The sequence below is a fragment of the Luteimonas terricola genome (assembly GCF_004352845.1).
Lineage (GTDB): Bacteria > Pseudomonadota > Gammaproteobacteria > Xanthomonadales > Xanthomonadaceae > Luteimonas > Luteimonas terricola.
In genome coordinates, this window is the sequence record NZ_SJRX01000007.1 from 68,444 (window position 1) to 90,757 (window position 22,314).

19 protein-coding genes are annotated in these 22,314 nt (G+C 71.7%); 8 read left to right on the forward strand and 11 right to left on the reverse strand.

The features are described from left to right. Window positions 1-77: 77 nt before the first annotated feature. The 3 genes from trpC to E2169_RS11370 are packed head-to-tail and all read right to left on the reverse strand — an operon-like array spanning window position 78 to window position 2,581. Complete coding sequence (trpC, locus tag E2169_RS11360; RefSeq protein WP_132986727.1) at window positions 78-899, reverse strand: indole-3-glycerol phosphate synthase TrpC; 822 nt, start codon at window positions 897-899, stop codon at window positions 78-80. Further along, window positions 896-1,942, reverse strand: coding sequence for an anthranilate phosphoribosyltransferase (gene trpD, locus E2169_RS11365; RefSeq protein WP_132986728.1), 1,047 nt, complete (start codon window positions 1,940-1,942; stop codon window positions 896-898). The genes trpC and trpD overlap by 4 nt, the downstream gene beginning before the upstream one ends. A 60-nt stretch (window positions 1,943-2,002) precedes the next feature. Then, window positions 2,003-2,581, reverse strand: a complete 579-nt coding sequence (locus E2169_RS11370) for an anthranilate synthase component II (protein WP_132986729.1) — start codon at window positions 2,579-2,581, stop codon at window positions 2,003-2,005. A 206-nt stretch (window positions 2,582-2,787) separates the two neighbouring features. On the opposite strand from E2169_RS11370, the gene coxB reads away from it, so the two are divergent. The 4 genes from coxB to E2169_RS11390 are packed head-to-tail and all read left to right on the forward strand — an operon-like array spanning window position 2,788 to window position 6,896. After that, window positions 2,788-3,474 (forward strand): cytochrome c oxidase subunit II, encoded by a 687-nt coding sequence (gene coxB / locus E2169_RS11375; protein ID WP_229659169.1) that lies wholly within the window; start codon window positions 2,788-2,790, stop codon window positions 3,472-3,474. Then, a complete protein-coding gene (gene ctaD, locus E2169_RS11380; protein WP_132986730.1) occupies window positions 3,471-5,990 on the forward strand; it encodes a cytochrome c oxidase subunit I in 2,520 nt (839 codons plus the stop codon). The genes coxB and ctaD overlap by 4 nt, the downstream gene beginning before the upstream one ends. Then, on the forward strand, window positions 5,987-6,367 hold the full coding sequence (locus tag E2169_RS11385; protein WP_132986731.1) for a hypothetical protein: 381 nt from the start codon (window positions 5,987-5,989) through the stop codon (window positions 6,365-6,367). The genes ctaD and E2169_RS11385 overlap by 4 nt, the downstream gene beginning before the upstream one ends. 1 nt (window position 6,368) lies before the next feature. After that, complete coding sequence (locus tag E2169_RS11390; protein WP_132986732.1) at window positions 6,369-6,896, forward strand: DUF2231 domain-containing protein; 528 nt, start codon at window positions 6,369-6,371, stop codon at window positions 6,894-6,896. Between the two features lie 31 nt (window positions 6,897-6,927). Here E2169_RS11390 and E2169_RS11395 read toward each other — a convergent pair whose 3' ends face one another. Beyond that, window positions 6,928-7,386: a CopD family protein gene (locus tag E2169_RS11395; RefSeq protein ID WP_132986733.1), complete on the reverse strand. Its 459-nt coding sequence runs from the start codon at window positions 7,384-7,386 to the stop codon at window positions 6,928-6,930. A gap of 117 nt (window positions 7,387-7,503) precedes the next feature. Between E2169_RS11395 and E2169_RS11400 the strand changes: the two genes are divergently transcribed. Then, window positions 7,504-8,391 carry a cytochrome c oxidase assembly protein gene (locus tag E2169_RS11400; RefSeq protein ID WP_165942409.1) on the forward strand — a complete coding sequence of 296 codons (888 nt, stop codon included), beginning with the start codon at window positions 7,504-7,506 and terminating at the stop codon, window positions 8,389-8,391. A gap of 1 nt (window position 8,392) precedes the next feature. On the opposite strand, the gene trpE is transcribed toward E2169_RS11400, so the two are convergent. The 3 genes from trpE to E2169_RS11415 form a co-directional block, all read right to left on the reverse strand. After that, a complete protein-coding gene (gene trpE, locus E2169_RS11405) occupies window positions 8,393-9,865 on the reverse strand; it encodes an anthranilate synthase component I (RefSeq protein WP_132986735.1) in 1,473 nt (490 codons plus the stop codon). A gap of 4 nt (window positions 9,866-9,869) precedes the next feature. Next, window positions 9,870-10,553, reverse strand: a complete 684-nt coding sequence (gene rpe, locus E2169_RS11410) for a ribulose-phosphate 3-epimerase (RefSeq protein WP_132986736.1) — start codon at window positions 10,551-10,553, stop codon at window positions 9,870-9,872. A gap of 78 nt (window positions 10,554-10,631) precedes the next feature. Beyond that, on the reverse strand, window positions 10,632-10,961 hold the full coding sequence (locus E2169_RS11415) for a J domain-containing protein (protein ID WP_132986737.1): 330 nt from the start codon (window positions 10,959-10,961) through the stop codon (window positions 10,632-10,634). Window positions 10,962-11,040: 79 nt separating this feature from the next. Here E2169_RS11415 and E2169_RS11420 point away from each other — a divergent pair, with 79 nt between their 5' ends. After that, the gene (locus tag E2169_RS11420; protein WP_132986738.1) at window positions 11,041-11,970 is read left to right on the forward strand and encodes a phosphoribosylaminoimidazolesuccinocarboxamide synthase; all 930 of its coding nucleotides are present in this window, start codon (window positions 11,041-11,043) and stop codon (window positions 11,968-11,970) included. 20 nt (window positions 11,971-11,990) lie between these two features. Here E2169_RS11420 and glnE read toward each other — a convergent pair whose 3' ends face one another. From glnE to E2169_RS11440, 4 genes are all read right to left on the reverse strand, one after another. Then, window positions 11,991-14,789, reverse strand: a complete 2,799-nt coding sequence (gene glnE / locus E2169_RS11425) for a bifunctional [glutamate--ammonia ligase]-adenylyl-L-tyrosine phosphorylase/[glutamate--ammonia-ligase] adenylyltransferase (protein WP_132986739.1) — start codon at window positions 14,787-14,789, stop codon at window positions 11,991-11,993. A gap of 498 nt (window positions 14,790-15,287) precedes the next feature. After that, window positions 15,288-16,904 (reverse strand): phytoene desaturase family protein, encoded by a 1,617-nt coding sequence (locus E2169_RS11430; RefSeq protein WP_132986740.1) that lies wholly within the window; start codon window positions 16,902-16,904, stop codon window positions 15,288-15,290. 4 nt (window positions 16,905-16,908) lie between these two features. Beyond that, window positions 16,909-18,051, reverse strand: coding sequence for a UDP-N-acetylglucosamine--N-acetylmuramyl-(pentapeptide) pyrophosphoryl-undecaprenol N-acetylglucosamine transferase (locus E2169_RS11435; protein ID WP_229659214.1), 1,143 nt, complete (start codon window positions 18,049-18,051; stop codon window positions 16,909-16,911). A gap of 5 nt (window positions 18,052-18,056) precedes the next feature. Beyond that, a complete protein-coding gene (locus tag E2169_RS11440; protein WP_132986742.1) occupies window positions 18,057-18,974 on the reverse strand; it encodes a DUF808 domain-containing protein in 918 nt (305 codons plus the stop codon). 152 nt (window positions 18,975-19,126) lie between these two features. Here E2169_RS11440 and E2169_RS11445 point away from each other — a divergent pair, with 152 nt between their 5' ends. Both E2169_RS11445 and E2169_RS11450 read left to right on the forward strand, forming a co-directional pair. After that, entirely contained in the window at window positions 19,127-19,699 is a 573-nt protein-coding gene (locus E2169_RS11445; protein ID WP_132986743.1) for an ECF-type sigma factor, read from the forward strand. Continuing rightward, complete coding sequence (locus E2169_RS11450) at window positions 19,689-22,313, forward strand: serine/threonine-protein kinase (RefSeq protein ID WP_132986744.1); 2,625 nt, start codon at window positions 19,689-19,691, stop codon at window positions 22,311-22,313. Before E2169_RS11445 ends, E2169_RS11450 begins: the two co-directional genes overlap by 11 nt. Window position 22,314: the final 1 nt, after the last annotated feature.

Below are 22,314 nucleotides of genomic sequence, written 5' to 3' on the forward strand. Positions count from 1 at the left end.
CCCGAAACGTCCGCCCGCCGCGACCACCCCGCCGCCACTCCCTCCGGGAGCGGCCATGGCCCCTACCTGCCGTCCCGTCATGGCGCGAACAATCCGCGCAGTGCCCGGCCGGGCTCATCGGCGCGCATGAACGCCTCTCCGACCAGGAACGCATCCACGCCGGCGCCACGCAGCAAGGCCACGTCGTCCACGGTCATCACCCCGCTCTCGGTGACCAGCCGGCGCCCTGCGGGCGCGCGTGGGACAAGCCCGAGTGTCGTGTCCAGCGCCACCTCGAAGGTCCGCAGGTCGCGGTTGTTCACGCCCAGCAGCGGCGCGCGGCCGTCGACCGCGGGCAGGCGCAGCGCGCGCTCGAACTCGCCGGCGTCGTGCACCTCCGCCAGCACGTCCATGCCCAGCGCCAGCGCCTGCGCCGACAGGTCGTGCAGGCGTGCGTCGTCCAGGCCGGCCAGGATCAGCAGCACGCAGTCGGCGCCGAGCACGCGCGCCTCGTCGACCTGGTATGCGTCGACGATGAACTCCTTGCGCAGCACCGGCAGCGAGCAGGCCGCGCGCGCCTGCTGCAGATAGGCGTCGGCGCCCTGGAAGAAATCGACGTCGGTCAGCACCGACAGGCAGGCCGCACCGCCGGCCTCGTAGCTGCGCGCGATCGCGGCGGGATCGAAATCCGCGCGGATCACGCCCTTCGACGGGCTGGCCTTCTTGACCTCGGCGATGACCGCGGCGTGGCCGGCGGCGATCTTGGCTTCGATCGCGGCTGCAAAGCCGCGCGGTGGCGGCGCATCGGCCAGGCGCGCGGCAAGCTCCGCACGCGGCATGCGCGCGCTGCGCTCTGCGACCTCTTCGACCTTGCGGGCGAGGATGCGCGCGAGCACGTCCGGCGTGCCCGCCGCGCTCATGCCACGCCCCCGTCCGCGGCGAGCGCACGCGTGGCTGCGACGAACGCGCCCAGCTTCGCGCGCGCCGCGCCCGAAACGATGGTTGCGCGCGCAAGCTCGACACCGCTGGCGATCGAGTCGGACACGCCCGCCACGTACAGCGCCGCGCCGGCATTGAGCGCAACGATCCGCCCCGGCAGGCCGTCGGCGTCGGTGATCGCCTCCAGCACCATCGCCTTCGATTCCGCAGCGCCTTCGACCCGCAGGTTGCGGCTGGCCGCCATCGGGATGCCGAAGTCCTCCGGATGGATCTCGTACTCGCGCACCTTCCCGTCGCGCAGTTCGCCGACCAGGGTGCCTGCGCCCAGCGAGATCTCGTCCATCCCGTCGCGGCCCCAGACCACCAGCGCGCGCTCGGCGCCCAGCTCCTGCAGCACGCGCACCTGGATGCCCACCAGGTCCGGGTGGAACACGCCCATCAGGATCGACGGCGCCCCGGCCGGATTGGTCAGCGGCCCGAGGATGTTGAACAGCGTGCGCACGCCCATCTCGCGGCGCACCGGGGCAACGATCTTCATCGCCGGGTGGTAGGCGGGCGCATACATGAAGCCGATGCCGGTGCGCGCGATGGATTCCGCCACGGCTTCGGGCGGCAGTTCGATCTGCGCGCCCAGGGCCTCGTAGGCATCGGCGCTGCCCGACGTGGACGACACGCTGCGCCCGCCGTGCTTGGCCACGCGCCCGCCGGCGGCGGCAATCACGAAGCTCGACGCGGTGGAGATGTTGAAGGTGTTGGCGCCGTCGCCGCCGGTCCCGACGATGTCGACCAGATGCGTCCGGTCGGCGACCTCGACCCTGCGCGCAAGCTCCCGCATCGCACGCGCCGCGCCGGTGATCTCGCCGACGGTCTCCTTCTTCACCCGCAGCCCGCTGATGATCGCAGCCGTCATCAGCGGCGAGACCTCCCCGCGCATCATCTGGCGCATGAGGTCGAACATCTCGTCCTCGAAGATCTCGCGGTGTTCGATGGTGCGCTGCAGGGCTTCCTGGGGGGTGATGGGCATGGTCTGGCTCTGGCTGCGATCGGGGGAAGTGGGAGCGCCGGCCTCCGCGACAAGGCGGCGTCAGGCGTCGAGGAAGCTCTTCAGCAGCGCGTGGCCGTGCTGGCTGAGGATCGACTCGGGATGGAACTGCACGCCCTGGACAGGGTGCTCGCGGTGGCGCAGGCCCATGATCTCCTCGCGGCTGCCGTCCTCGTTCTCGGTCCAGGCCGTGACTTCGAGGCAGTCCGGCAGGCTGGCCTGCTCCACCACCAGGGAATGGTAGCGCGTGGCATCAAAGCCGTCGGGCAGCCCGGTGAACACACCGCCCCCCGAATGGCGGATGGGCGAGGTCTTGCCATGCATGATCCGGCCCGCGCGCACGACGCGGCCGCCGTAGGCCTGGCCGATGGCCTGGTGGCCCAGGCACACCCCGAGGATGGGCGTGGTCGCGCCCAGCCGCTCGATCACCTCCAGCGACACGCCGGCCTCGTTGGGCGTGCATGGCCCCGGCGAGATCACGATGTGGCTGGGCGCGCGATGCACGATATCGTCCACGGTGAGCGCGTCGTTGCGCACCACCTCCACCTCGGCGCCCAGCACCTGCAGGTACTGGACGAGGTTGAACGTGAAGCTGTCGTAGTTGTCGATCATCAGCAGCATGGCTGCGCACGCTCCGGTCGGGTGGCAGCGATGCCACCCTGGCCGCATATTCTCGCCGAAAGACGTCCACCACGGCGCATTCACGCGCGCTGCCCGCGCGCACCGCTAGCCTCGACCGACACCTTTCGCGTGCGTCCGACGACGCGCGACACCGGCCCCGAGGAGACGACACCATCGCGACCAGAGCGCGCTCCAGGCAGCCAGCCGTGGCGGCCTTTGCGGCCGCCCCGTTGCTGGCCGCCTGCGCCGGCCCGCAGTCCACGCTGGATCCTGCCGGTCCGGCCGCGGCGGCCATTGCCGACATCTGGTGGCTGATGTTCTGGGGCGCGCTGGCTGTCTGGCTGCTGGTGATGGCGCTGCTGACCCGGGCGCTGTACCGCGGCCGCAACACGCGCGCGCTGGCGCGGCCCGAGCGCCTGATCGTGGGCGGCGGCCTGGTGCTGCCGCCGGTGCTGCTGGCGGGCCTGTTGGTGTATGGCTCGGTGTCGAGCGCGCGGATCACCGGCGCGGCGGACCAGGTCGAAGCACGCGTCGACGTCGTGGCCGAGCGCTGGCGCTGGCGATTCCGCTACCTGGACGACGACGGGCGCGTGCTGGCCGAGTCGTTCAACGCGCTGTCGATGCCGCGCGGGCGCATGGTGGAGTTCCGGATCAGCAGCGTCGACGTCATCCATTCGTTCTGGATCCCGCGCCTTGGCGGCAAGATCGACGCCATCCCCGGGCGCGTGAACCTGCTGCGCCTGCGCGCCGATCGCGATGGCGCCATCCGCGGCCAGTGCGCCGAGTACTGCGGCACCGGGCACGCCGTGATGGCCTTCGACGTGCTGGTCCACGACGACGCGGCGCACGCGGCCTGGCTGGCCGAACGCACCGTCGAAGGACGCGTTCAATGAGCGGCACGGCCAACGGCACCACCGACAAGGCGGCCGAGGAGCGCCTGCGCGTGCTGCACGCCGTCTGGAGCACGCCGCCCGGCTGGCGCGGGCGGCTGACCGCGGTCAACCACTCCACCATCGGCCTGCGCTTCATCGTCACCGGGCTGGCGTTCTTCCTGATCGGCGGCCTGCTGTCGATGTTCATGCGGCTGCAGTTGGCCTGGTTCGGCAACGAAGTGCTGGACCCGCAGCGCTACGCCGAGTTCGTGACCATGCACGGCACGACGATGATGTTCCTGTTCGCGGTGCCGGTGATGGAGGGCTTCGCGCTCTACCTGGTGCCGAAGATGATCGGCGCGCGCGACCTGCCCTTTCCCCGGCTGTCGGCCTTCGGCTACTGGTGCTACCTGTTCGGGGGCCTGTTCCTGTATTCCAGCTTCCTGTTCGACGCGGTGCCGGATTCGGGCTGGTTCATGTACGTGCCGCTGACCGACTCGACCTGGTCGCCCGGCCTGAACGCGGACTTCTGGCTGATCGGCGTGACCTTCTCCGAGATCGCTGCGGTGGCCGCGGCAGTCGAGACGATCGTCGCCATCCTCATCAGCCGCGCGCCGGGCATGGACCTCAGGCGCATCCCGCTGTTCGCCTGGGCGATGCTGGTCACGGCCTTCATGATCGTGTTCGGCTTCCCGCCGCTGATCCTGGCCAGCATCCTGCTGGAGATGCAGCGCGCGTTCGGCTTCGTGTTCTTCGACGTCGCACGCGGCGGCGACCCGCTGCTGTGGCAGCACCTGTTCTGGCTGTTCGGCCACCCCGAGGTCTACATCATCTTCCTGCCGGCGGCGGGCGTGGTGTCGATGGTGGTGTCGACCTTCGCGCGGCGGCCGATGGTCGGCTACACCTGGATCGTGCTGGCGCTGGTGGCAACCGGATTCCTCAGCTTCGGGCTGTGGGTGCACCACATGTTCGCGGTCGGCATCCCGCTGCTGGCGCTGGCCTTCTTCAGCGCGGCCAGCATGGCCGTGGCGATCCCGATGGGCATCCAGGTCTTCGCCTGGATCGCCACGCTGTGGGCGGGGCGGCCCTGGCTGCGGGTGCCGACGCTGTATCTGTTCGGCTTCTTCTTCGTGTTCGTGCCGGGCGGCCTGACCGGGGTGATGGTCGCGATGGTGCCCTTCGACTGGCAGGCGCACGACAGCCACTTCATCGTGGCGCACCTGCACCACGTACTGATCGGCGGGCTGATGTTCCCGCTGTTCGCGGGCCTGTACTACTGGCTGCCGCTGGCCAGCGGGCGCGAGCCTTCGGAGGGCCTGAGCCGCACCGCGTTCTGGCTGGTGTTCATCGGCTTCAACCTGACCTTCCTGCCGATGTACCTCACCGGCCTGCTGGGCATGCCGCGGCGTGCGTACACCTACCTGCCCGAACTCGGCTTCCACTGGCTCAACCTGGTGTCCACGGCGGCGGGCTTCGTGCTGGCGATCGGCATGGTGGCGGTGCTGGTGGACGTGGCGCTGAGCTTCCGCCACGGGCCGCGCTGCCGGCGCAATCCCTGGCGCGCGGGCACGCTCGAGTGGGCGCTGGAATCGCCCGTGCCCGACTTCAATTTCGCCTCGGTCCCGCGGGTGCAGGGGCGCGATCCGCTGTGGGCGGACCCGCTGCTGGCCGAGGCCAGCGCGCGGCCCGACGGCCTGCTCGGCGACGCCCGCCACGGCCGTCGCGAGCTGCTCGGCACCAGCCTGCTCGACGCGACGCCGGAGCAGGTCATCCGCATTTCCGGCTCCACCTGGCTGCCGCTGCTGGCGGCGCTGGCGCTGGCGGCGCTGCTGGCCTGCTTCATCGCCAAGGCGTACTGGGCAGCGCTGGTGATGCTGGTGCCGCTGCTCGCGCTGCTCTGGCGCTGGGCCTGGACCACCGGCCATCCCGGCGCGCCGGCCATGCTCGAGACCGCGCCCGGCACCACGCTTCCCAGCCAGTACGCGGCGCGCAACGCGCCGGGCTGGTGGGCGCTGGTGATGTCGCTGCTGGTCGACGGCTCGCTGTTCGCGTCGCTGGTCTTCAGCTACTTCTATCTGTGGCTGGGCAGCGAGACGTGGCCGCCGGCGGGCATGGACGTGGCAGGGTGGCCGATCGCGCTGGCCGCGCTGGCGCTGCTGCCCGCGTGCGCCGCGGCCGCGCAGTTCGCCACGCGCGCGCTGCGCGAGGATGCGCGCGGGCAGGCGGCGGCCGGCTGGATCGCCACTGCCGTGCTCGGTGCGGCCTTCATCGCGCTGCATGGCTGGGCCATGCTGCCCGCGGGCGCGCCGACGGAGCACGCGTACAGCGCGGTGGCCTGGACGCTGGCCGGGTTCCACGCCGTGCACGTGGTGATCGCGATCCTGTTCGCGCTGTTCGTCGCCGCCCGGCTGCGCCGCAGCCTGGTGACCGCCGCCACGCCGCTCGAGGCCCGCGTCACCGCCGGGCTGTGGCGCTACACCGTCGCCCAGGGCCTGCTGGCCTGGGCCGTCCTGCACCTGTTTCCGAGGCTGGCATGAGCAGCGCACTGTCACCCTACCGGCTGACCGGCATCGGGGCGCCGATGGCGGTGTGGGCGCTGCACCTGGTGGCGGTGTATTCGCTGCAGGGCGTGGCCTGCGCAGAAGGCTGGGACCGCCTGCGCTTCGCGGGCGTGGAGTCGCTGGCGTGGTGGCTGGTCGCGCTGACGGCGGCCGCGCTCGCGGCACTCGCCTGGTTCGGCCTGCGCGCATGGCGCGGCTGGCACATCGCCCGCTTTGGACAATCGGATGCGCCACCGGCGCTCGCTTCGCGGCGTCGCTTCGCGGCCGCGGTGACGGGCGCACTGTCGGTGATGGCGGCGGTGGCGGTGTGCTTCACCACGATCCCCGTCCTGCTGCTGCCCGGTTGCGCCTGACATGAGGACGTCCCTGCGACCGCCCACCCCGCCCCAGCGCAGCCGCACGGTGGAAAGCCGGGTGGCCATCCGCAAGCACCCGGTGCATCCGATGCTGGTGGTGTTCCCGATCGCGTTCCTGGGCGTGGTGGCGCCGGCGGACCTGCTGTTCCTGTGGAGCGGCCTGGCGTTCTGGGCGCAGCTCGCGGCCGTGCTCAACGGCGCGGGTCTCGCCATGGGGCTGGTGGCCGCCGCGGTCGGCACGGTGGACCTGGTGCTGATCCCGGTGGTGCGCCGCCATGTGTCGGCGTGGAGCCATGCGATCGCCGCGGTGATGCTGCTCGCCGTCGCTGCCGCCGGCGTCTGGCTGCGCTGGCCCGACCCGGTCGCGGCGGTGTGGCCCTGGGGCCTGCTGCTGTCGTCGGTGATGCTGCTGCTGGTCGGCGTGGCGGGATGGATTGGCGGCAGCCTCAGCTTCCATCACGGCATCGGCGTGGCCGGACACGAAGGTGGAGAGGACCGTGGCCCGGATGCACCACCGGAAGCGTAGGTACCAGTGCGCGATGCAGCCGGCCGGCGGGTCAGCGGTCGGTGGCGTGGCCCGGCGGCGGCGGCAGCTCGCCGACCGTGGCGGGCTTGGCGCCGGTGAGCGCGGCGATCGCCAGCACGATGGCCAGCGGCGTCCAGCCCAGGACCCGGTAGAACGCCGGGCCGTGGCGGTCCATGCCCTGGCCGAGGTTGTAGAGCACCACGCCCAGGTACAGGTGCAGCAGCACCGCCGCGGTGACCAGCACCAGCTTGATCACAAGCCAGGCACCCGTCGGCCCATAGGCGATCAGGATCATGCCCGAGGCGATCGCCACCAGCGCAGCCGGCGTGACCAGGCGGAAGAACAGGGTGTTGGCCACCGGGTTGAAATAATCCTGGGCGGCCTCGCGCCCGCCGCGGTGGCGCGCCGCGAACAGGCGCGGCAGGAGGAACAGGCCCGCGAACCACAGGACCATCGCCGACACATGCAGGATCTTCAGCCAGAAATACACGGTGCGCCCCCGACGGGTTCGCGCCAGTGTGCACGCGTGCGTGCGAAGCGGCCGTGGTGGCCGCGGATGCGGTTCGCCGGCGCATCGCCGCGCGCCGCCCGGTTACCGCACGCGGGCATGCCGGCGGCCGCCCTGCTGCTGTTCGCCGCCCTGTCGCTGCTGGCCGGACCGGTGTTGGCCCACGCCGGTCACGAGCACCCGCCCACGCTCGCCACCGCGTGGACGCCATCGCCCTGGCTGCTGCTGCCGCTGGCGGCCTGGACGCTTCTCTATGCGGCGGGCCTGCGACGCCTGTGGGGCCGCGCCGGCATCGGTGCCGGTGTCGGCACGAAGGGCGTGGCCACCGCGGCGGCCGGCGTGCTCGTGCTGCTGCTCTCCACCACCTGGCCGCTGGACGCGTACGGCGAGTGGTCGCTGGCCGCGCACATCGCCCAGCACATGCTGCTGCTCGCCTTCGTGCCGCCGATGCTGCTGGCCGGCCAGCCCCTGGTCGTGGCCGCACATGCCCTGCCCGCGCGCATGGCCGGGAGGCTGCACCGGGCCCTCGGCGCGGCGACATCGCGCGCGGCCACCGCGCTCACCGCGGCCTCGGTCGCACACGGCGCGGTGCTCTGGACCTGGCACCTGCCGGTCGCCACCACCGCCGCGCTGGAAAGCGATCCCGTGCACTGGGCGATGCACGGCAGCTTCCTGGCCGCGGGGCTGTGGCTGTGGGCGGCGATGTGGCGGCGCATCCGCGATCCGCACGTCGGCGCTGGCGCCGGCGTGGTGGCGATGGTCGCGGTGATGATGCAGATGGGCTTCCTTGGCGCACTGCTGACCTTTGCCGCGCGGCCGCTGTATCCGGTCCATGCGGAACGCGCACCGCAGTTGGGCCTGGACGTCATGGCCGACCAGCAGCTTGCCGGCGTGCTGATGTGGGTGCCCAGCTGCATTCCCTACCTGGCCGGCGCGATGTGGCTGCTGTGGCACGGATTCGCGCGGCTGCAGCGGAAGCTGCGCTGATTCACAGTCCGCCCGCCGCCTGCGCCACCGCGCGGAACAGCGCGCGGCCCTTGCTCATCGTCTCTTCCCACTCCTTCACCGGGTCGGAGTCGTACACGATGCCGGCGCCGGCCTGCACGTGCAGGCGGCCGTCCTGGATCACCGCGGTGCGGATCGCGATCGCCATGTCGGCGTCGCCGTTCCAGCCGATGTAGCCGATGCTGCCGGCGTAGACGTTGCGTCGCGTCGGCTCGAGCTCGCGGATGATTTCCAGCGCGCGGACCTTGGGCGCGCCGCTGACCGTGCCAGCCGGGAAGGTCGCGCGCAGCACGTCGGCGTACGACAGGCCGTCGCGCACGCGTCCGGTGACTTCGCTGACGATGTGCATGACGTGGCTGTAGCGTTCGACCACGAACTGTTCGCCGACCTCGACCGTGCCCGGCTGCGCGACGTGACCGACGTCGTTGCGGCCGAGGTCGACCAGCATCAGGTGCTCGGCGCGCTCCTTGGGATCGGCCAGCAGTTCGGCTTCAAGCGCCGCGTCCTCGGCGGGCGTCGCGCCGCGCGGCCGGGTGCCGGCGATCGGGCGCACGGTGACCGTCCCGCCCTGCATGCGCACCAGGATCTCCGGCGAGCTGCCCACCACCTGGGTGCCGCCGACGTCGAGGAAGTACATGTACGGCGACGGATTGAGCGCGCGCAGCGCCCGGTAGACGTCCACCGGGCGCGCTTCGAAAGGCACCGACAGGCGCTGCGACAGCACCACCTGGAACACGTCGCCGGCGGCGATGTACTCCTTGACCTTGGCCACCGCGTCGATGAAGCCGTCGCGGGTGAAGCCGGAGACGAAGTCGCCCTCGACCAGCGCCGCGGGCCGCAGCGTCTCGGGATAGCCCGCGCCGGCCTGGCGCAGTCGGTGCACCAGCGCATCCAGCCGCCGCTGCGCGCGCGCCAGTGCCTGCGGCTCGGCCGGATCGGCGTGCACCACCAGGTACAGCCGGCCCTTGAGGTTGTCGAACACCGCCAGCTCGTCGCACTGCATGAGCAGGATGTCGGGCGTGCCGATGCCGTCGGGCAGCGCGCCCTGCGCCAGCCGCGGTTCGATATAGCCGATGGTCTCGAAGCCGAACCAGCCCACCAGGCCGCCGCTGAACCCCGGGAGGCCTTCGACCTCGGGCACCGACTGCGCCGCGCGCAGGCGCTCGACTTCGGCGAAGGGATCGGCGACCTCGCGCTCGTCCACGACTTCGCCATGCTCGCGCACCGCAAGCCGGTGCCCGCGGAACTCGTACACCCGCGTGGCCGGCAGGCCGATGATCGAGTAGCGCCCGAAGCGCTCGCCGCCCTCGACCGACTCGAACAGGCAGCTGTGCGGGCCGTCGGCCAGCTTCAGGTAGACCGACAGCGGCGTGTCGAGGTCGGACAGCACCTCGCGCACCACGGGAATGCGGGTGTGGCCGGCAGCGGCCAGACGCTGGAACTCGCCCGCGTCCATGCGCTCAGCAGGCGCCAGGCTGCGCGGCGGCGACTTCGGCGCGCATGCGTGCGATCACCCCGGCGTAGTCGGGCTGGCCGAAGATCGCCGAACCGGCCACGAAGGTGTCGGCACCGGCGGCGGCGATCGCGCCGATGTTGTCCGGCTTCACGCCGCCGTCGACCTCCAGGCGGATGTCACGGCCGCTGGCGTCGATGCGCTTGCGCACCGCGCGCAGCTTGTCCAGCGCGGAGGGAATGAAGGCCTGGCCGCCAAAGCCGGGATTGACCGACATCAGCAGCACCAGGTCGAGTTCGTCGAGCACGTAGTCCAGCACTTCCACCGGCGTCGCCGGGTTCAGCACCAGGCCAGGCTTGCAGCCCGCGGCGCGGATCAGCTGGATGGTGCGGTGCACGTGCGAACTTGCTTCAGGATGGAAGCTGATCAGCGTGGCCCCGGCCTCGGCGAAGTCGCCGACGATGCGGTCCACCGGCGACACCATCAGGTGCACGTCGATCGGCGCGGTCACGCCGTGCTTCCGCAGCGCCGAGCACACCAGCGGCCCGATGGTCAGGTTGGGGACGTAATGGTTGTCCATCACGTCGAAGTGCACCCAGTCGGCGCCGGCGGCGAGCACGGTGTCGACCTCCTCGCCAAGCCGGGCGAAATCCGCCGAAAGGATGGAGGGGGCGATGACGGTGGGCAGCATGGCGGTGCTCGTGGCGGCGATGGGGAATGCAGGCCGGCCCGGAACGCTGGGCTGCGGGCGACGCTGCGGGAATCGATTCTACCGGCCGCCGCGCTGCTTCTTGATGCGGTCGTAGGCGCGGTTGATCTCGGCCGCGCGCTTCTGCGCCTGCTCGAGCAGTTCGGGCGCGGCGCCCGTCATGCGGTCGGGATGGTACTGCGCCATCAGCCGCCGGTAGGCGAGGTCGATCTCGCTGTCGCTGGCGTCGTTGTCCAGGCCCAGCACGTCGTAGGCATCGTGCGCCGGGCGCCGGAACCAGTCGCTGTCGAAGGCGTGCCCGATCAGCAGGCCGATGAGGCCACCGGCCGGGTGCCGCATCAGCAGCCAGCCGGCAATGAACCCGAGGACTTTCCCGTACCAACGCTTCATGCGCCCGATTCTACCGTCCGGTGAACACGCCCGCGCCATGCATCGCTACAATGCTCCCCCGACGGCTGCGATACGACCCATGGCCACGACCCTGATCGAAGCCCGCCTGCCCGGCCTCGAACTGCTCCACCGCGGCAAGGTCCGCGACGTGTACGCGCTCCCTGCCGGCTCCGGCCCGGACGCGTTCGGGCCGCTGCTGCTGATGGTCGCCACCGACCGGCTCAGCGCGTTCGACGTGGTGCTGCCCGACCCGATCCCGGGCAAGGGCGAGATGCTGTGCCAGGTGTCGAACTTCTGGTTCGAACGTACCGAACACCTGATGCGCAACCACCTCACCGGCATCGACGTGGCCTCGGTGCTGCCGGCCGGCGTCGATCCCGCGCCCTACCGCCTGCGTTCGGTCGTCACCCGCCGGCTGAAGCCGGTGCCGGTCGAGGCGATCGCCCGCGGGTATCTCATCGGCAGCGGCTGGAAGGACTACCAGCGCACCGGGCGCGTCAGCGGCATCGCCCTGCCCGACGGCCTGCAGCAGGCCGAACAGCTGCCGCAGCCGATCTTCACGCCGTCCACCAAGGCCGCCGCCGGCGACCACGACGAGAACATCGACTTCGACACCATGGTGCGCACCATCGGCGCCGAGCTGGCCGAGCAGGTGCGCGACGCCACCCTGCGCCTGTATGCCTTCGCCGCCGAGTACGCGGCGGAGCGCGGCATCATCCTCGCCGACACCAAGTTCGAGTTCGGCACCGACGCCGACGGCCGCCTGTACGTGATGGACGAGATGCTGACGCCGGACTCGTCGCGCTACTGGCCGGCCGATGCCTACGACGTGGGCACCAGCCCGCCGAGCTACGACAAGCAGTTCGTGCGCGATTACCTGGAGACGCTGGACTGGGACAAGACCGCGCCCGGTCCGCGCCTGCCCGCGGAAGTGATCGAGCGGACGCGTGCCAAATATGCCGACGCACTGCAGCGGCTCGCGGGGATCGACATCGACGCGGCAGGCTGAGCCCGACACCCGCCCTGCTCCTACGGGAGATGCGGAGGGGCGAGGCCGGCTGCGTGCAGCACGGCGGTGATGGCGGCGCGCGCGGCATCCAGCGCTTCGCTGTGCGGCACGATGCGGGCGCGCCGGTCGAGCGTCTGCGCCAGGCCTTGGGCCACGAGTTGCGCATGTGCGTCCGTCACCGCCGCGGCGGTGGCAGCGTCAAACAGGCCCGCATCGCGACAGGCGCCGATCAGCGCCGGCGTCGAGCGCGGGCCCAGCAGCTCCGGATGTGACGCCGCCCCGCCCAGCACCAGCGCCTGCAGCAGGAACTCCAGGTCCACCAGGCCGCCTTCGCCCTGCTTGAGGTCGAACAGGCCGTCGCGGCCGCGGTCGAGCTCGCCGCGCATGCGCGCGCGCATTCCCGAGACGTCCGCGGCCAGCGTGGCCGGATCACGCGTCCGCCCCAAGGCCGCCTCGCGCACGCGCTCGAACGCGAGCTGCAGCGTCTCGTCGCCGGCCACGCAGCGCGCGCGCACCAGCGCCTGGTGCTCCCAGGTCCAGGCGCGCTCGCGCTGGTAGCCGTCGTAGGCCGCCAGCGACGAGACCAGCAGCCCGCTGCCGCCGTCGGGGCGCAGCCGCACGTCGACCTCGTACAGCTGGCCGGCGCCGGTGGGGGTGCCGAGCAGGAGCACGATCTTCTGCGCCAGGCGCGCGAACCAGCGCTGCGCTTCCAGCGGGCGCCGGCCATCGGACTGCGCGTCGGCGGGCGCGTCGTAGAGGAACACGAGGTCGAGGTCGGAACCGACGCCAAGTTCCTCGCCGCCGAGGCTGCCGTAGCCGATGGCGGCGAAGGGTGCGTCGGGCACCGTCCCATGCGCGACGCGCATCTCGCGCTGCGCCAGCTCCAGCACGGCGGCCACCACGCCGTCGGCCAGCCATGCGAGTTGGCGGACGCTTTCGACCGCGGGCATGCGCCCGTCGAGCGTCGCCAGGGCGATGCGGAAACTCAGCGCCTGGCGGGTTTCGTTGAGCGTGAACAGCGCCGCCTCGAGGTCGTCGCGCCGCAACGCCGCGGCGCAGGCGGCGTCGATCTGCTCGCGCCCCGGCATCGGCCCTTCAACGCGCGCATCGAGCAGTTCATCGAGCAGCAGCGGGTGCGCGGCCACGCGCTCGGCGAGGAAGGCGCTGCGCGTGACCAGGTCGGTCAGCCGCGCCAGCGCCGCGGGCTGCTCGTCGAGCAGTGCCAGGTAGCTGGCGCGGCGCAGGATGTTGTGCAGCAGCGCCAGCAGCCTGCGCATCGCCTGCAGCGGGCGGTCGGCCGGCGCGCTTGCCTGCAGCATCACCGGCATCACCCGGTCCAGGCGCGCGCGCACGGCGTCGGAGAGCTCGCGCACGCTGGGCGAGCGCGCGAAGTCGCGCAGCGCGGCATCGACCTCGCCGGGATCGCCGAAGCCGGCGGCGGCCAGCACGCGGGCATCACCGCCTTCGGGCAGGGCGCGCCAATAACCCGCGAGGTCACCGCTGACCGCAGCGCGCGATTCGTCGCGGTGCGACAGCAGGGCGTCGAACTCCGCGGCCACGAGCGTGCGCCGCCGGGTGATGTCTGCCACCAGCGCGGCCCAGTCGGGACGGGCCAGGCCGTCGGCGATGCGCAGCCGGTCCACCGGGTCGTCGGGCAGGACATGGGTCTGCGCATCGCGCAGCATCTGCAGGCGGTTCTCCACCCGGCGCAGGAACAGGTAGGCCTCGGCGAGATCGCGCGCCGCTTCCGCTTCGACCTGCCGCGCCGCGCGCAGGGCATCGAGCATCGGCAGCAGCCGGCGGCCGCGCAGCGCGGCTTCACGGCCGCCGCGGATCAGCTGCAGCACCTGCACCAGGAATTCGATCTCGCGGATGCCGCCCGAGCCGCGCTTGACGTCGTCGGCCAGGTCCTTGCGCGCGACCTCGGCCTCGATCGCCGACTTCATCTCGCGCAGGCCGGCCAGCGCGCCGTAGTCGAAGTAGCGGCGGTAGATGAAGGGGCGCAGCGCCACCAGGAAGCGTTCGCCGGCGTCGAGGTCGCCGGCCACCGGCCGCGCCTTCTGCCAGGCATAGCGCTCCCAGTCGCGGCCCTCGCGCTGGAAGTACTGCTCCATCGCCGCGAAGCTGAGCGCGACGCGCCCGGCGTTGCCGAACGGCCGCAGGCGCAGGTCGACGCGGTGGCAGAAGCCGTCGACGGTGGGTTCGTCGAGCAGTTTCGCCAGCGCGCGGCCCAGGCGGGCAAAGTACTCGTCTGCGGCCAGCGGCCGGGGGCCGTCGCTTTCGCCGGTCTCGGCATAGGCATAGACCAGGTCGACGTCGGAGCTGAAGTTGAGTTCGCCGCCGCCGAGCTTGCCGAGCGCGAACACCACCAGGCGGACGGGGGCACCGTCGCGATCGCGGACCACGCCGTGGCGCGCGGCAAACTGGCCTTCCAGCGCATCCAGGCCCAGGCGCAGGCACTCTTCGGCAAGACGGGTGCTGCCTGAAAGCGTGTCGCCGACATCGTCCAGCCCGTTCACATCGCGCCAGACCAGGCCCGCGGACACGGCCGTGCGCCAGGCACGAAGTTGCGCAGGCCAGGCATCCGGGGTCGCGGGATCGAGCCGCGGCGGCGGCATCGGGAGCGAGGGGTCGTCGATCAGCGCCTCCAGCACGTGCGGCTGGCGCGTGAAGACCTCCAGTGCGAAGTCACTGGCCACCGCGACCCGGCGCAAGGGCTCGCCGCCGCGCTCGGCCAGGCCATCCGGCAGGCGCGCCAGGAGGCGCTCGACGTGGGCGTGAAGGGCGGCGCGGGCGTCAGTGCCGGGGGCTGGATCCATGCATGGATTGTGTGGCATCTGCCCCGGGGCGGCGACCTGGAGGGCCCCGCCGCGGCCGGGTGGCCTTCGCGGCTCTTGTCCCCCGGCATCCGCCTGGCGGCGGATGCCTCCTCCTTTACTTCCCCGCGAAGGCCTCCCGGCCACGGCGGGGCTCGGCGTTGCTGCAGGTGCGCGGGGATACCGGCTTTGCTCGTGTGGGCACCGCGTACTGCTGCGCGCCGGGTGCCAAGGCCCTTGAGAGCGAAGTCAAGGAGGAGGCGATGGCCGCAGGCCAGCGCCGGGGGACATGAGCACTCAAGGGCCTTGGCACCCGGCGCCCGAGAGTATCAATGGCGCGCCCTTCCCTCGAATTGGAAACTGGAACCAAAAAAAGCCCGAAACGGCGGACCGTTTCGGGCTTTGCTCCCTCCCCCACGTCGGGTGCGCAGTGATCGTGAAGGAAACGTTATGCAAGTTGCACGCTGCAGCGCAAAACGAAACCGGCCAGTACAGGAACTGTCAAGCGGTCCTGGCCGGCCTTCGACCAAAGTCGCGGAGCATTTCACGCGCGGCGTTCCGGCCCGGCAAACCGGTCACGCCGCCGCCCGGATGCGTGCCGGAACCGCAGAGGTAAAGCGCCTTCAGCGCGCCGCGGTAATTTCCCTGCCCCAGCAGCGGCCGGGCCGAGAACAGCTGGTCGAGCCCCAGCGCGCCGTGGAAGATGTCGCCGCCGACCAGGCCGAAGCGGCGCTCCAGGTCCAGCGGCGTCAGCGCCTCGTAGCCGAGCACGCTGGCGCGGAAATTGGGCGCGACCGCGTCGACGGTATCGATCATCAGGCGCGCGACGGTGTCGCGGTGCGCATCCCAGCCGCCGTCGACCTCCGGGTGCACGTGCTGGCAGAACAGGCTGGCGACGTGCTGCCCGGGCGGCGCCAGGGTGTCGTCAAGCGTCGAAGAAACGACCAGCTCGACGATCGGCGCGCGCGACCAGCCGGCGTTGTGCTCCTTCGACCTGGCATCGAAGTACGCCTGTTCGAAATAGCGCAGCGAGTGCCCGACCAGGATGCCGCTCTGGTGGTGCGGCTGCAGCTGCGTACCCGGCGCGGCAGTGAAGTCCGGCAGCTCCGACAGCGCCACGTTCATGCGGAAGGTGCCGGAGCCGCAGCGGTAGCGTTCGATGCGCTGCGCGGTGTCGTCGTCGAGGTGCTCGCGCGGCACAAGCTTCGTGTACAGCAGCTTGGGATTGAGGTTGCTTGCCACCGCGGCCGCCCGCAGTTCGCGGCCATCGGCCAGCGCGACGCCGACGGCGCGGCCGCCTTCGACCAGCACCCGTGCGACCTCGACACCGGTTTCGACCACCACGCCGCGCGCCGCGCATTCGGCGGCCATCGCCTGCGTGATCGCGCCCATGCCGCCGATGGCGTGCCCCCAGGCGCCCTGCTTGCCGTTGACCTCGCCGAAGACGTGGTGCAGCAGCACGTAGGCCGAGCCCGGCGTGTAGGGGCTGGCGAAGTTGCCGACCACCGAGTCCCAGCCCAGCGCCGCCTTCAGCGGCTCGGATTCGAACCAGTGGTCGAGCAGTTCGCCCGCGGACTTGGTGAACAGGTCCAGCAGGTCGCGGCGGCCGCGCATGTCGAGGCGGCGAAGGCGACGCGCCACCGACGCCGACGCCAGCCAGTCGGCGAGCACGAAGCCGTCGGACACGTTCGGCGGCGTCAGCTGCATGAGTTCGCGCAGCACCACGACCACGCGCTCGAGCATCGCGAAGTACTCCGGCAGCCGCGCGGCGTCGCGGGCCGACCACGCCGCCACCTCGGCGGTGCCGTGCTCGCCGCCGAGGCGGAAGGCGCGTCCGTCGGGCAGCGGCAGGAAGTTCGAGAACGGCCGCTCGACCACGCGCAGGCCATGCTCGGCGAGGCGCAGGTCGGCGATCACCTGCGGGTTGAGCAGGCTCACCGTGTAGCTGGCCACCGAGTTGCGGAAGCCGGGATGGAACTCCTCGGTCACCGCCGCTCCGCCGACGATGTGCCGGCGCTCCAGCACCCGCACCTTCAACCCGGCGCCGGCGAGGTAGGCGGCGCAGACCAGGCCGTTGTGGCCGCCTCCGATGATGATGACGTCGTCGCGCGCGGCCATGGCGTCAGCCCCGGGTGCCCGTGCCCGTGCCCGCGGCGCGCGCCTGCAGCAGCGCTTCGACCTCGTCGGCCAGGCGTGCGGCTGCGTCCGGGCGTCCAAGCTGCGCGGCCGCGGCCGCGGCACCGACCAGGATCGCCGGATCGGTGAACAGCGCGTCCAGCCGCGCAGCCAGCGCCGGCGCGGTGAAGCCTTCGTCGTCCTCGGCCATGCACCAGCCCGCGCCCAGGCGTTCCAGCGCGTCGGCATTGCCGCGCTGCTCCTCGCGCGAGCCGCCCTGCGGGATCGGCACGACGATCGCGGGCCGTCCGACCACCAGCAGGTCGGCGATGGTGGTCGCACCCGCACGTGTCACCACCAGATGCGCATCGCGCAGCCGCCCGGCCATGTCATCGAAGAACGGCTGCAGGTCGACCGCGATGCCTGCGTCGCGCAGCTGCGCCGCCACCGCATCGGCATCGTCGCCGCGATACTGCAGCGACACCTGCAGGCGCGAGCGCAGCGCTTCGGGCAGGGCCAGCAGCGCCGGCGGCACCACGCGCCCGAACACCGCCGCACCCTGGCTGCCGCCGACCACCAGCAGGCGCAGCGGCGCATCGCCGGCCAGCGGCGGGTACGGCGCCCGCGCAGCCTCCAGGATCGTCGCGCGCACCGGGTTGCCGGTCTCGACCAGCTTGCCGCGCGCGCCATCGTCCACCCCGCCGATGTCACCGAACGACGTCGCCACCCGGTCCGCGAATCGCAGCAGTTGCCGGTTGGCCAGGCTCAGCCGCGTGCCCTGCTCATGCAGCAGCAGCGGCAGGCCCAGGCTGCGCCCCGCCATCACCGGCGCGAAGCTCGGGTAGCCGCCGAAGCCGGCAACCAATGTCACTCCGCGGCGCTTCATGTCCGCGCGCGCGATCGCCGCCGCGCGCATGATCACCGCCGCGGCGGCAAGCTTCCCGCCGATGCCGCCGGCCAGGCTGCGCGCCGGCAACACCAGGTGCGGCAGGCCGGCGAGCGCCTGTGTGAACTGCGCGCCGCGGCGCTCGGTATAGATGACCACGCCGTGCCCGCGCGCCTGCAGCTCGCGCGCCAGCGCTTCGGCCGGGAACAGATGGCCGCCCGTGCCGCCAGCGGCGAGGCCCACGGTCTCCAGCGGATACCGCACGGCACTCAATGCACCGCCTCCGTGCTGTCGCCTCCGCGAAGCCGCCCGGCCAGCGACACCGCCACGAACACCAGCCCGCCCACGACCAGGCCCACGACCAGTCCGGCCAGCATGTCCGCAACGAAGCCCGGCAGCCCCCAGCCCTGCATCACCTCGAGCAGGTGGTGCAGCACGCCGATGTTGTGCACGAAGATGCCGCCGCCGACCAGGAACATCGCGACGGTGCCCACGATCGACAGGCCCTTCATCATCCACGGCGTGACGTAGACCAGCCCGCGTCCCAGCGCCGGCACCAGCTTGCCGCGCAGCCTGGACATCCACAGCCCGACGTCGTCCATCTTCACGATGCCGGCGACCAGGCCGTACACGAGGAACGTGACCGCGAGCGCGATCGCCACCAGGGCCGCGACCTGGGTGAGCATCGGCCTGTCAGCCACCACCGGCAGCGACAGCACGATGATCTCGGCCGAAAGGATGAAGTCGGTGCGTACCGCGCCCTTCACCTTTTTCTTCTCCATGTCCTCCGGCGTGTCGCCGGATGCGAGCACGGCCGCGGCCCGCGCCTCCGGATCCTCCTTCGGGCCATGCGGAAGCAGCCGGTGCAGGACCTTCTCGAAGCCCTCGTAGCAGAGGTAGGCGCCGCCGATCATCATCAGCGGCACCACCAGCACCGGCACGAAGATGCTGATCAGCAGCGCCGCCGGCACCAGGATCGCCTTGTTGACCAGCGAACCCTTGAACACGCTCCAGACCACCGGAAGCTCGCGGTGGGCGCGTACGCCCGCCACCTGCTGTGCGTTCAGCGCGAGGTCGTCGCCGAGCACGCCGGCGGTCCTCTTGGCCGCGGCCTTGGTGAGCACGGCGACGTCGTCGAGGAGGGTCGCGATGTCGTCGAGCAGGGTGAGCAGGGAGGCGCCGGCCATGGGAATCCGTCAAATCCGGGGAGACGCGGATTGTCGCACCGCCCGGCACGGAGCCACATGACGGCCTGGCGACCGGCGGGCCAATCCCGATTGCGGCTGCCCCGACGCACTGCTACCTTCGCCGCCTCACACGCCTCCGGGAGGGGAGCCGCGTGTCGGATACGGAAATCACACAGTTGCTGGTCCGCGCAAGGAACGGCGAACCCGAACGTCTTGGCGAGGTGTTCCAGGCCCTGTACCCGGAACTCATGCGCATGGCGCGCTCGCGGCTGCGCGGCCGCGACGCGACCATGACTCCGACCGTGCTGGTGCACGAACTGTTCCTGCGCGTCACTTCGTCGGACAGCCTGAACCTGGTCGACCGCCGCCACTTCTTCGCGGCATCGGCGCAGGCCCTGCGCTGGATCATGGTCGAACAGGCGCGCAAGCATCTGTCGCAGAAGCGCGGCGGTGGCGCCGTCCACGTCGAACTCGACGAAGAGCTTTCGCCGGCCGCCCCCGGCGGCGCCGCGGATACCGGCGTGCTGGCCCTGCACGAAGGCCTGGATGCGCTGGAGCAGATCAGCCCGCAGCGCCGCCAGGTGGTCGAGCTGCGCTATTTCGCCGGCCTCGAGTTCAAGGAGGTCGCCGAGCTGCTCGACATCTCCGAGCGCACCGCGCAGCGTGAGTGGGAGCGCGCGCGTGCATTCCTGCTGGCCATGCTGGAAGAAGGCAATGGCGACTGACCGCGACGGCATCGAGGCCTGGAAGCTCGCCGACGCACTCTTCGACCAGTGGCTCGACCTCGACGAAAGCGAACGCGATACCTGGCTCGCGGCCCAGGACCCGGCCCCCGGCGTGCGCGCGTACCTGCAGCGCCTGATCGACGCGCATGCCCGGCCGGGCCCCCTTCTCGACACCCCTGCTTCGGACCTGTCGGGGGTACGGCTTGGCGGCTGGACCCTGGAGTCCGAGCTGGGTCGCGGCGGCATGGCCGTCGTCTACCGCGCCTCGCGCAGCGACGGCATCGCCCGCCAGGACGCCGCGCTCAAGGTGCTCACCCTGGGCGCCCTGGGCGCCAGCGGCCGTGAACGCTTCCACCGCGAGGCGGAAATCCTCGCGCGCCTGAACCATCCGAACATCACCCCGCTGATCGACTCCGGCACCGGCCCCGACGGCACCTGCTGGCTGGCGATGCCGCTGGTGGAGGGCCAGCGCATCGACGCCTGGTGCGACAGCCACCGGCTCGACGCGCGCGGCGTGGTCAAGCTGATGCTGCAGGTGTGCGACGCGGCGGCCTTCGCCCACCGCAGCCTGGTGATCCACCGTGATCTCAAGCCCTCGAACGTGCTGGTGGAGGCCGACGGCCACGTGCGCCTGCTCGATTTCGGCATCGGCCAGTTCACCGACGCCAGTACCGAACGCACGCAGACGATGTGGCGCGCACTGACCCCCGGGTACGCCGCGCCCGAACAGCTGCGCGGCGACCCGCCCAGCACCGCCATCGACATCTACGGCCTGGGCGCGCTGCTGCACCGCCTGCTGACCGGCCGCACTCCGCAGGCCGACGAGCGGACGACGACCACGCGCCCGTCGGTGCTGGTGCGACAGGCCGATGACGCCTACCACCGCCACTACATACCGCTGAAGAACGATCTCGACCGGGTGCTGCTCAAGGCACTGGCCGAGGAACCCGGGCGTCGCTACCTCTCGGCGGAGGCCCTGGCGGACGACCTGAAGCGCTGGCTCGACGGCATGCCGGTGCTGGCACAGGCGCCCACGCTCGGCTATCGCACCCGCAAGTTCATCGCGCGGCACGCGTTCGGCGTTGCGGCGGCGGCACTGCTGGCGGCCACCCTGGCCGCGGGCATCGGCGCGACGCTGTGGCAGGCGGGCGAGGCCCGGCGCGAGGCCGCGAACGCGCGCGTGCAGGCACAGCGCGCGATCCTGGTGCGCGACTTCCTGCAGCGCGTGTTCGCATCCACCGAGCCCGCGGCAGGCGGCGTGCCGGATGCGCTGGAACTGCTCGACGAGGGCGCGCGCCGCGCGCGCTCGGACCTGCTCGGGACCGACCCGCTGGCCGCCGCGGACATCCTGATGCTCACCGGCCAGGCGCGCCAGGAACTGGGCCAGTACCCGGACGCGCAGGCGGACCTGGAGCAGGCGCGCACGCTGTTCGCCCGCGAGGCTCCGGGAGCCTACCGGGAGCACTCCGACATCGAACGGGCGCTCGGCCAGATACTGCGCGAACGCGGCGAGGTCGAGGCGGCGCAGCGCCATGCACGTACCGCGGTGGACCTCGCCGGGCAGGCCCTGGCCGCGGACGGAGACCCGAAACCGCTGCTCGACGCGAAAGTCACCCTTGGCTCAAGCCTGTTCGCCAGCGACCCGCAGGCGGCGAAGGCGGTATTCGAGGAGGTCCTTGCAGCGCTCCCCCGGCACGGCCTGCAGGACACGGAGCTGCACGTGGACGTGCTCGACGGGCTCGGCGCAACCATCAGCGTCACCGACCCCGACGATACGCAGCGACAGGTCCGGATTGCCGAGGAGCAGATCCGGCTGTCGCGGCTGCTCGACGGCCCCGAGAGCGGCTGGTATGCCAGCACGCTCTCCGACCAGGTCCCCACCTTCGGCAGGGCCGGCGACCACGCGCGCGCGGGGCAGCTCGCCTTCGAGGCGGTGGCGATCGTGGACCGCGTATATGTCCGACCGCACTCGAAGAAGGCCGCCGCGCACTGCCAGCTGGCGGCCCACCTCCATTTGAACGGGCGCTTCAGCGAGGCCGTGGAGCATTACACCGTCGCCGGCGACATCAACCGCCAGCTCGAGCTCAGCGACCTGCACGTGCAGGCCTGTTTCATGTTCGGCGGCTACGCCCGGGCGGCAGTAGGCGACTACCGGGGCGCCCTCGACGACCTGGAGCGCAGCTGGGAGATCCTCGGCCAGCACGACTACCGGACTTCGCCCACCGGATACGCGGCCTGCGGAACCTGGGCCTCGGTCCAGCTCCGCCTCGGCGACACCGAAGGCGCGGCAGGGACGCTGGCCGGCTGTCCGCGCCGGGAGGGCGAAACGCCGCAGCTGCAGCACGCCCAGGCCGTGGCGGAGCTGCAGCTGGCCCGCGGCGAGTCCGCCGCAGCTGCGCGGCTCGCGGCGGAGATGCGCGAGTCCAGGCCCCCCGAGGCCGGGGACCGCTACTGGATGCGGCCGTGGATGCTGTCCCTGCTCCTGGCCCATCGCGAAGGACGCCAGGAGGCGTTCGCATCCCTGGTCGCCGAGCTCGGCGAGCATGCGGCGATGGAGCCGCTGTCGCACTGCCTGGCCGCACCGGACGAGACCCGCTGCCTGGCCTTCCCCTAGG

Coding starts and splice junctions, on each gene's coding strand:
- rpe (WP_132986736.1), bottom strand. CDS start 10,553: ATGCTGCCCACCGTCATCGCCCCCTCCATCCTTTCGGCGGATTTCGCC.
- trpC (WP_132986727.1), bottom strand. CDS start 899: ATGAGCGCGGCGGGCACGCCGGACGTGCTCGCGCGCATCCTCGCCCGC.
- E2169_RS11385 (WP_132986731.1), top strand. CDS start 5,987: ATGAGCAGCGCACTGTCACCCTACCGGCTGACCGGCATCGGGGCGCCG.
- E2169_RS11370 (WP_132986729.1), bottom strand. CDS start 2,581: ATGCTGCTGATGATCGACAACTACGACAGCTTCACGTTCAACCTCGTC.
- E2169_RS11415 (WP_132986737.1), bottom strand. CDS start 10,961: ATGAAGCGTTGGTACGGGAAAGTCCTCGGGTTCATTGCCGGCTGGCTG.
- glnE (WP_132986739.1), bottom strand. CDS start 14,789: ATGGATCCAGCCCCCGGCACTGACGCCCGCGCCGCCCTTCACGCCCAC.
- E2169_RS11420 (WP_132986738.1), top strand. CDS start 11,041: ATGGCCACGACCCTGATCGAAGCCCGCCTGCCCGGCCTCGAACTGCTC.
- E2169_RS11430 (WP_132986740.1), bottom strand. CDS start 16,904: ATGGCCGCGCGCGACGACGTCATCATCATCGGAGGCGGCCACAACGGC.
- E2169_RS11400 (WP_165942409.1), top strand. CDS start 7,504: ATGCCGGCGGCCGCCCTGCTGCTGTTCGCCGCCCTGTCGCTGCTGGCC.
- trpE (WP_132986735.1), bottom strand. CDS start 9,865: ATGGACGCGGGCGAGTTCCAGCGTCTGGCCGCTGCCGGCCACACCCGC.
- ctaD (WP_132986730.1), top strand. CDS start 3,471: ATGAGCGGCACGGCCAACGGCACCACCGACAAGGCGGCCGAGGAGCGC.
- E2169_RS11440 (WP_132986742.1), bottom strand. CDS start 18,974: ATGGCCGGCGCCTCCCTGCTCACCCTGCTCGACGACATCGCGACCCTC.
- E2169_RS11450 (WP_132986744.1), top strand. CDS start 19,689: ATGGCGACTGACCGCGACGGCATCGAGGCCTGGAAGCTCGCCGACGCA.
- E2169_RS11390 (WP_132986732.1), top strand. CDS start 6,369: ATGAGGACGTCCCTGCGACCGCCCACCCCGCCCCAGCGCAGCCGCACG.
- trpD (WP_132986728.1), bottom strand. CDS start 1,942: ATGCCCATCACCCCCCAGGAAGCCCTGCAGCGCACCATCGAACACCGC.